General features: G+C 56.2%; 6 protein-coding genes and 1 pseudogene. 1 reads left to right on the forward strand and 6 read right to left on the reverse strand.

Annotated elements, in window-relative coordinates; genetic code table 11:
• Positions 1-665 (reverse strand): annotated as a pseudogene (locus tag ABX962_RS21470) (hypothetical protein); the annotation flags it as partial.
• Between the two features lie 512 nt (positions 666-1,177).
• On the opposite strand from ABX962_RS21470, the gene ABX962_RS21475 reads away from it, so the two are divergent.
• On the forward strand, positions 1,178-2,989 hold the full coding sequence (locus ABX962_RS21475) for an ATP-binding cassette domain-containing protein (protein ID WP_372722161.1): 1,812 nt from the start codon (positions 1,178-1,180) through the stop codon (positions 2,987-2,989).
• Between the two features lie 233 nt (positions 2,990-3,222).
• Here the strand turns inward: ABX962_RS21475 and ABX962_RS21480 are convergent, their stop codons facing one another.
• From ABX962_RS21480 to ABX962_RS21500, 5 genes are all read right to left on the reverse strand, one after another.
• Positions 3,223-4,584: a fatty acid--CoA ligase family protein gene (locus ABX962_RS21480; RefSeq protein ID WP_372722163.1), complete on the reverse strand. Its 1,362-nt coding sequence runs from the start codon at positions 4,582-4,584 to the stop codon at positions 3,223-3,225.
• Positions 4,585-4,599: 15 nt separating this feature from the next.
• Positions 4,600-5,337 carry an SDR family NAD(P)-dependent oxidoreductase gene (locus tag ABX962_RS21485; RefSeq protein WP_372722165.1) on the reverse strand — a complete coding sequence of 246 codons (738 nt, stop codon included), beginning with the start codon at positions 5,335-5,337 and terminating at the stop codon, positions 4,600-4,602.
• Positions 5,330-5,638 carry a hypothetical protein gene (locus ABX962_RS21490; RefSeq protein WP_372722166.1) on the reverse strand — a complete coding sequence of 103 codons (309 nt, stop codon included), beginning with the start codon at positions 5,636-5,638 and terminating at the stop codon, positions 5,330-5,332. Before ABX962_RS21490 ends, ABX962_RS21485 begins: the two co-directional genes overlap by 8 nt.
• Before the next feature lie 479 nt (positions 5,639-6,117).
• Positions 6,118-7,218 (reverse strand): hypothetical protein, encoded by a 1,101-nt coding sequence (locus ABX962_RS21495; protein WP_372722168.1) that lies wholly within the window; start codon positions 7,216-7,218, stop codon positions 6,118-6,120.
• A 479-nt stretch (positions 7,219-7,697) separates the two neighbouring features.
• Positions 7,698-9,188: Na+/H+ antiporter NhaC family protein (locus tag ABX962_RS21500; protein ID WP_372722170.1), on the reverse strand; the 1,491-nt coding region annotated here is incomplete at its 5' end.

A 9,188-nucleotide genomic window follows, 5' to 3' on the forward strand; every position in this document is an offset into this window, starting at 1 on the left:
CAGCGAGCGATTTTGACTCCGCTGTCATTCCCAAGCACGCTGCTTGGCATCTGCAGGACTTCGCCGGTCTGAGCATTACGCACCGTGAGCGAATTCAATTGCACGGTTAGCGGAATCACATCGCTGCCTGTTTTTGCTGCGGCGTCTCGTCCCACAGTAACCCACCTTCCCACCACGCTTCCGTTCTCGTCAAGCACATCGCGACTTGCGGTAGGTGTTTGGGAGGACGCTTTCACCAAATTCAGAAGATTGGCATGATGAGTTTGATTGGCGATCGGTAGGAATCGCAGCACGCCAGCGGTGCGAAGCAAGCGTTTGGCATAGGCAAGTTCGGCCGGATCCCGAGTCGGCACGATGATTTCGACTTGGTTCTCGTCCAAGGCGTGGACGGCAAGGCCAGCAGCAAAAAGGTGGCGAAGTCGTTGCCGAAGTGGCTCGACCATTTCGTCGCTTGTGACTGCGTCTGAGTGAACGTCGGAACGCTGGATCGAATAAACCAGACGCGTACCCGGCACCGAGCCCTGATACAACCAAGCAAACGCCACTCCTGATGCCAACGCCAGCAACAAAACCAGCCCCACCGCAATCAAAACGGCAGGAAACCGCGTGCCAGCGGATCGTCGTTCATCCGAAAGACCCGCCGGGGTATCGTCTTGTTTGCTCATATGTCCAACTATTCAAGCCAAATAAATCATTTCGCCGAGTCTGGGGGAAGTGTGAACCCGAGTCGACTGCATGATTGTTGTTGAGTTGCGGGGCTAACCGAGAGTCAAGAAGCAATCGGATCAAGGAACTGTAACCGACATCTGTGTTCGGCCAGCGTCCGCATTGTACCGTCCACATTGTACATTGAGTTGTACATTGGGATCGCTGGGGTGAACCTGTTGGGTGGGACGAAATCAATCGGCTTCATGGTCGTCCAAGGACACACGGAGATGACTGCCGAAATGGGGCGTTCGGATCGCAATCATTGACGGTACTCCGATAAGATTATTGTCTCTATTTCCGGAGGGACGGATTGGCAGTGCCGCTTTGATACGGGAAGCGGAGAGCTGAATTTGACGAGAAAACGATCCTCCTGGGGGGGGCTTGTTGTTGATCATGGGGTTTGCCGCCGCAAAAAATCTTGAATTGACTTCCTCTGGACGATTTCGCTTGCGTTCGTTCCACTCTTGGCATGACGCTTATATCGATTGATAACCTGACTATTGGCTTTCGCGGCCCTTCACTGCTTGACTCGGTTTCGGCCAAGATCGAGATGGGGCAACGTATTGGACTTCTGGGACGAAACGGCGCTGGGAAAACCACGCTGATGCGGATCCTGACCGGCGACGTCGTGCCCGACAGTGGCTCGGTTACGCTCCGTTCGGGCGCTCGCGTGGCAAGGCTGTCCCAAGAGGTGCCCCGCGATTGGAAAGGAACCATCAAGTCGATCGTGCTGGGCGAAAGCGAAGCTCACGATGACGATCCAGACTACGAAGAGGCGTGGAAGATCGAACATGCCGCGGATTCCACGCTCTCACGCATGCAGTTAGATCCGGACGCCGACTTCCAGACTCTGTCCAGCGGACTGAAACGTCGTGTGTTGCTAGCACGCGCCATCTCGCGAAGTCCCGACGTGTTGCTGCTAGACGAGCCGACGAACCATTTGGACATCGCCTCGATTCTATGGCTTGAAAACTTTCTGAGCCGCTGGGAAAAGACGCTGATTTTCGTCACGCACGATCGCTCGTTCCTGCAAAACCTGGCCACGCGAATTTGGGAGATTGATCGCGGGCGGCTGTTCGATTGGTCCTGCGACTACCAAACCTTCCTGCTGCGAAAAGAACAGGCACTGGCGGCGGAAGAAAAACAGAACGCATTGTTTGACAAAAAATTGGCCGAGGAAGAGGTTTGGATTCGCCAAGGCATTAAGGCGCGTCGCACGCGAAACGAAGGTCGCGTGCGTGCGCTGAAGGCTATGCGAGAAAATCGAAGCGAGCGACGCAGCAGTGAAGGCAAGGCGAAGCTGAATCTGCAAGAGGCTCAGCGCAGCGGGGCCTTGGTGGCCCAGCTAAAGGATGTTTCGTTTTCGTATCAAGACAAAACCATCTTGAACGATTTTTCGACGACGATCATGCGTGGTGACAAGCTTGGAATCATCGGCCGCAACGGCGCAGGCAAGACAACGCTCCTAAAACTGCTGCTCGGCCAACTCGATCCGCAAGAGGGCAACGTGCGATTGGGAACCAATCTAAAAATTGCCTATTTCGATCAGCTGCGTGACACGCTCGATCCTGAAAAGACGGTGCAGGAATGTGTCGGTGACGGCGGGAATCAAATTCAGATCGGTGACAAGACCAAGCATATTGTCGGCTACTTGCAAGACTTTCTGTTCACCCCCGAGCGTGCTCGTACCCAAATCAAGTTTTTGTCGGGAGGGGAACGCAATCGTGCCTTGTTGGCGAGATTGATGACCCAGCCCGCCAACGTCATCGTGTTGGACGAACCGACAAATGACCTCGATTCGGAAACTCTCGAGATGCTCGAGGAGCAACTCGTCGACTTTGCTGGGACCGTGCTAATGGTCAGCCACGATCGAACGTTCTTGAACAACGTCGTGACCAGTACGATTGTGTTCGAAGACGATGGCGTGAACGAGTACGTCGGTGGTTACGACGACTGGCAAGCTGCTGTCGAGCGTCGACGCGAAAGCGAGAAACAGCTTGCCGATTCCGCAAAGAGCGAGACGAAGAAGGAGCCAGAGGCCGCGAAACAAGCCAAGCCCGCGTCTAAAAAGTTGTCGTTCAAAGACAAACACGAGCTCGAAAAGTTGCCCGCCCGGATCGAAAAACTTGAAGTCGAGATTGCAAAACTTCACGATCGAATGTCGGATCCTGCGTTCTACCAAAAAGGTGGAGCCGAGATTGCAAAGGTCAGCGGCGAATTGGCGGAACTAGAACAGCAGCTTGCCACTGCGTTTGAGCGTTGGGAAGAACTCGAAGGCTAAGCAGGAATCATTGGCTGAAATCCCGTTAGCCGTTTGGGCGCTAGCCCCGGTTGAATGTCGGAACCGTGGCTAGCGTTAAAGCGGCTAATATACGGAAAGACTCCTGCCTAGCTGCTTAGGTGTCCGCGGAAACGAACTGGACCTACCCTCATCCGAACCTTCCACTCCGTGGGCAAAGTAAAGTCATGGCTTTGCAAACGCCATTGAGAACGGTTCGCATCGGAGCAATGCGGTTAAGCCCGTGGGGTGCGTTGTTTCTTGAAACGCTCGTCATGCGATAATTGCGGGTCGATCGTCACTCGAATCGGGACTTGTTTGGGTGACAGATGGTTTCGGCAGTGTTGGCGGACTGCTTGTGTCAATTCCCTTGCCGAAAGCTCGACTCCTGGAATCAGTTTGACGCGGGCACAGACGATCATCCCCATGATCGCGTTGGCTTCGCCATAGACCGCCGCGGTGTGAACTTGGGGCATGGTTTCGATCACCGCTTCGACTTCGGCTGGATAAACTTTCTCGCCGCCGACGTTAATCATTTCGCCACCTCGTCCGAGCACTTTGAAGTAGTCGCCATCGACCTGAACCACATCTCCGGTGATAAACCATCCGTCTTCGCTGAATGGGGATGCTGCGTTCAGGTAACCGAGCATTGTTGAGTGCGATTTGATTTGCAAGACGTTGTCCACCACACGTGTCTGGACACCATCGCCGCCGAGTTGCATCCACAAAGACGACGAATCTTTGGACTTGGATCTCAAGATGCCGACTTCCGACAATCCATAGGTTTGCTTGAATGTGACGTGCGGAAGTTTCTCGTTCAGTGCGGCCAGGATGTTCGCTGACATCGGTTCGGTGCCGTAAGTGATCATTTGCAGCGATTGCAGGTCGTAGTCCTCCCAAGCATCGCTGATTAGCAACAGTTTTAGGAACGTGGGCGACGTGGGGAGCAACTGCACGCCGAAGTCTTGGATCGCGGTGAGTACCGATTCGGGCGACCGGTCAGATGGTACGACGATGCATCCGCCCGTGGCCAGCGTGTGCAGGATCGTGTTGAGGCCACCAATGTGATCAAAAAGCAAAAAGGCAAGCGTTCGCATTGCTCGCCGCGGTGGGTGGAATTTGTCGAGCAGTCGAGTGAAGTCGTGAACCGCAGCTTTGGGGGTGCCGGTGGATCCAGAAGAAAACAGCACAAGCCCCGGGTGAGCAGCGGCCCTTAATTTCGCATGCAGTTCATGCTTTGCGGAAGCGTCGCTTTGAATGGGATTGATCGAGATGGTCTGGTCGCTCGAGATTTCGATCGCAACCTCACACTGGGCGATCGCTTCATAGGCTGGTTGATGTTTTCGCATCGATCCCGTCATTGGAACGATGATCGCACCGCGTTGGGTCAGAGCGAGGAGGGCGGCGACGCTTTGTGGTGAAAGGTCGGCAAGCAGTGTGGTCACGGTGCCCGCGTGGATTTCGTGTTCATCGAGTCGGGCATCCCACTGCTGGATTGCATCGAGCAGCCAGCGATACGAGAACGTTCGTGCTTGCCAGATGATCGCATCACACTGCGGGACGTCGCGAAATCGGTCTTGTAGAAAACGTGTCGGCATCAGTTCGGTGGCGGACTAAACGCCGCCCAAGTAGATGACTTGTCCGGTAATGAAATCGCTTTCTGGGCGAATGAAAAAATCGATGACGTTGTAAACATCCTCCGCAGTTCCAAGTCGCTTGATTGCTTGACGGTCAATCAGTTGTTCCAATTTTTTTGCGGGGACGCCACGGATCAAATCCGTCCCGATCGGCGATGGGCCCACCGCGTTGACCGTGATTCCAGAGCTGGCAAATTCGCGAGAGAGAATTTCGGTCAGGCTGACTACCGCGGCTTTTGATGCCGCGTAGGCAGACTCGCCTTCGAGTTTTAGCGGTGTCGCGATACTCGCCATGTTGATGATGCGACCAATTCGATTGGCGAGCATTAGTTTGGCGGCTTCTTGGCAAAACAGGAAGGTCCCGATCACGTTGGTTTCAAAAACCGATCGCACGGTTTCAATCGGTGTCAACAAGCTGTGGTTCATCGACGCGATACCCGCGTTGTTGATCAAAACGTCGAGTCGGCCGTGACGCTGCTTGATCTCGTGGAACAATTGGCGTACTGCCGTTTCGTCGGACACATCCAAACAGTGGTGCGAGTAGCGGCGGAGCGATTCGGGGCTCAGTCCATCGGGAATGGCGGCACTGCGACTACAGCCAATCACGGTCTCGCCCGCGGACAGGAATCGCTCGGCGAGATGACGTCCGATACCACGGCTGGTTCCGGTGATCAGCAGGATGCGTTCGTTCCGCTCGGGCACTGCGTTACTCATCAGTCGATGTGTCGACGACCTTGGTCGCAAACGTCACAAGGCTGGCGATGTTTTTGAAGGGGCTACGAGTTTCGGACATCGCTTTCTCGTCGGACAAGCGAATCGGGCGCCCAAACGTTTCGGAGAGTGAGGTTTCCAAATTCACCAGCAGCGTGACCATCTCGATCGAATCGAGTGAGCTTCGCGAACCCACCAGCGGCGTGCTGGCATCAAAATCCAGTTGCTGTTCCGCAGGCCGTTCGTCGTTGAGATCCTGAAAGACAGCGGCAAAGATCTCGGTAATTTTCTCGCTGGAATTCATGACTCGCGGGATCGGCTACAAGACGGGATGACACCCTTTGGCAAAGGCCATTGCCAAAGGGACGAACGCTACGTAATAAGCAGGCATCATTGGGTGAAGTCCCGTTAGCCGCTTGGGCGCTAGCCCCGGTTCAACGCCGAAACCGTGGTTAGCGCCAAAACGGCTAATTTGCTAGAAGACTCCGGTCTAACTGCTTCGTAAGATGCGTGTTAAGAACACGCAGCGCACCATCAGTCTAGTTGCATCGGCCTCCGCGTGAAATTGGGGGCGGCTAGCCAATGGCATCTACTTTCGTAGCGGCACGGCGCGTGCTGTCCGTAGCGGCATGAAAAAACGTTCGATCTAGACCGGGCGGCTTGCGCCGCTCCGCTACAAAAAACACCCGTAAAGTGCCAATTTAGATGACGTCGAAAGTCTTGACGACCTCCGCTACGGTCAAACCCTGATTTCTAATCTGGACAAACCGCTCGCTTGTCTGATCAGGGAAAGAAGTAGCGGATCCAGTTTCGTACGCCTTGACCTGGTACATATGCCACCGGTTGGCCCCACAATCCTTGCCCGACTTGGACGAGGTTTCGTTCCTGGCCGAGCGTGAACAGCGAACCGATCGGTGCCGCGGTGCCGGGGGTGATGGGGGTACCGTAGACCGCAGGTGGAGCGACCGCCACGGCCGGGGCGGGGGCGTAAGTGGGGGCGGGTGCGTAAGTAGGCGGCAGTGTCGCCGGTACCGCACAGGGGTCCGATGCGTAGTAGCTGACCGGCATGTACGGCGATCCGCAGGCAGCGGTATAGCTGCTCGGAGCGGTAATGCATGGCGAATTGCCCATCGTCGCAAACTCGGTTTGCAATTCAGGTTGGGCAAGCGGCGTTAGATCACTGCTGCTTGTCGGCGAATAGGGAAGCGAGTTTTGTCCGCTAGATCCCGATGCTAGTGGGGGCGGCGCTGGCGAAAATGCGTTCGGGCTGGCGGGTAGCGTGGTTCTAGGGGGTATCGAGCCACCCCCTGGGATAGCACCGCCCTGGTTAAATGGAGATGCCGCAACGGGAGGTGACGATGGCATCGATGGCGGCAGCGACGGTGCCACGGGCTGAGTGTTGGGGGGAGGCGTGAACGAACTTGGAGGCGGCGTAAAGCTTGTCGGCGGAGCACTATTGCTCGGGCCGCTGCGATTGGGTGCCGTGGAGGGGACCGCAAAGCTGTTCGGCGGCAACCCCATCCCTGCACCGCCTGGCGCAGCATCGGGCGGCAATTGCGGAGCGGTCACCGATTGCTGCATCATCGCTTGGCGAATTTGAAAGCGTTCGTCGTCCAAGTTGCTCGTCCCGTTGTGGGAAACCCGCGACGATTGGAACGCGTTGCCGCTTGCTTGGTACGCCGTTTCACGAAATGCAGTGCGGGGTTCGCTGGACCGGTAGCGATCCACCGCACTGGCGGAGCCAATCGGACGAAGACGAGTTTGAGGCGTGTCGATGGATGCAGCGTTTTGGCCTTGGCGTGAAAAGTCTTGCCCCTCGACACTTGCTGGTTGAGTGGCGGTGATCGCCATTGGGACGAGCATCAATAATGTGTGTCGAAGCATCCGTGTACCTTGTCCAGAGTTAGCATCATCGTTGACGCTTGATTGTTATTCTTTTTCTCGAGTCCAATGCAATACTGATGCCGTTATCGCCATTTGGCTGAAATGCGGCAAAAATGACTCATCAGGGCTGTGAACGCCCCTCATTTTTACAATCGCACTGTAGGAAGTTCAAAATCAATCTGGGCTAGGCTTCCAGCCTGTCGTCCCCCTCAGTCAATGGAATGACGTAGCGAAAGTCGCCAAGACTTTCGGCGGCTTGCCTCGCAATCGAGCCCCGTAGCGTTTCTTGCTGCCTTCAGAACGAAGCTGACCAGGCGTTAAAAACTCGTTTTGCTATCGGGGTGGCTTACGCCGTGAGCGATTTTTAGGCTGCAAATTACAGCATTTGCGTTTCGTAGCTACGTTCGCCAGAGCGTGGATTGTTGGCGCGTCAATGCGGATCACCACCTTCTAGGCGAAGCTAGCTACTAGGAGATCATTCACGTCGTTGGATGCTTGCCAATGAACCGTACGATCAGCGTTAGGGTGATGGTCCCCATGATCAAGCAGATCCAGGGAGAGACCCCCAACACAGCGGGGGTCGATCCAAAGAGGACACAGACCAAAGCGACCACCAGAGCGTAGGGCATCTGAGTGCGAACGTGTTGCAGGTGGTCGCATCCACAGGCTCGGCTCGACAAGACGGTGGTATCGGAGATCGGAGAGCAGTGGTCGCCGAAAATCGCACCTGCCAGGACCGACCCGGTGGTTGCCAGACAGATCGCTCCGCCAGGGCCACCGCTTGGATCAAGGTCGAGCGACAGCGTGACAGAGAGTGGGGTCAGGATCGCCATGGTGCCCCAGCTGGTCCCGGTTGAAAAGGCGACAAAGCCAGCGAGGGCAAACACCACCGTGGGAAGGGCACGCGGGTCGAGTCGATCGGAAAGCAGACTTGATAGGTAGTCGCCAGTTTGCAGTGCATCCTCGCCGGTCATGCCGCTCAGTGCCCAGGCGAGCCAGAGGATGATCATCGCCGGCATCATTTGCCAGGCGCCTCGAAGCGTTCCCATGAACAGGATCTCGGCTTCGCATTTGCCGAACTTTGCATGGGTCAGCCAGGCGGTGGCGAGTCCCACCGCGCCGCCGATGATCAAGGCAAGGTACGATTTCCCGTTACCGAGGATTTCAATCGTATCTTGCAACACGCCGGCCGAAGCGACGTTGGAATCGGGTTGCCAACCCGTCACCACCAGCGTCGTACCTAGTGCCGCGATGCACGCCAAGATCGGTAAGACCGCCGCGAGCCAAAGGCGAGGGGGGCGAGGGGGCGTTGCGGTTTCCCGATCCGCGGTTAGAGAGGGGGGTGAGCGATCTATTGACGCTTCCTCGGCTCGTTTCATCGCTCCAAAATCGCGTCCCGTGATCGAGACCAAAAACACCATCACAATCGCCAGGATCGGATAGAAACGATAGGGAATCGACTGAATGAATAACGCGAACCCCGCGGACGGGGCGGTGACCCCTGCGTCAGCGAGCCCCTCGCTCATGTAGCTGATTTCGATTGCCGCCCAGGTGCTGACCAGGGATAGGCCTGCGACGGGAGCCGCCGTGCTGTCGACAAGGTAGGCCAATTTTGAGCGTGAGAGTCCGAAGCGGTCGGCTGTGGACCGCATCGTTCCACCAATCAGTAGCGTGTTGGCGTAGTCGTCAAAAAAAATGGCCAATCCGCTGAGCGAAATCATCGCTTGAGCGCTTCGTCGCGAGCGAATCCAGCGAGAAAGCTTCGCGATCAGCGCCTCGATCCCGCCGCCGATTTCCATCACTCCTACCATCGCACCGAGTAAAAGCGTGAAGGCGAGTGTTTGCAGATGGTCAAAGTCGCGAAGGCTGGCGTCGATCGCGCCGGCAAAGATAAAAAACGAATCGATGAACGATTTTTCTGGGTCGGCGCGCGCAAGCAGCACCGCACCGGCAAACACACCCGCTGCGAG

It is taken from the genome of Novipirellula sp. (assembly GCF_041583735.1).
GTDB lineage: Bacteria > Planctomycetota > Planctomycetia > Pirellulales > Pirellulaceae > Novipirellula.

What these genes read in the sequence shown, in the direction of transcription:
- ABX962_RS21485 (WP_372722165.1), bottom strand. Translation starts at nt 5,337, where the DNA reads ATGAGTAACGCAGTGCCCGAGCGGAACGAACGCATCCTGCTGATCACC.
- ABX962_RS21490 (WP_372722166.1), bottom strand. Translation starts at nt 5,638, where the DNA reads ATGAATTCCAGCGAGAAAATTACCGAGATCTTTGCCGCTGTCTTTCAG.
- ABX962_RS21495 (WP_372722168.1), bottom strand. Translation starts at nt 7,218, where the DNA reads ATGCTTCGACACACATTATTGATGCTCGTCCCAATGGCGATCACCGCC.
- ABX962_RS21475 (WP_372722161.1), top strand. Translation starts at nt 1,178, where the DNA reads ATGACGCTTATATCGATTGATAACCTGACTATTGGCTTTCGCGGCCCT.
- ABX962_RS21480 (WP_372722163.1), bottom strand. Translation starts at nt 4,584, where the DNA reads ATGCCGACACGTTTTCTACAAGACCGATTTCGCGACGTCCCGCAGTGT.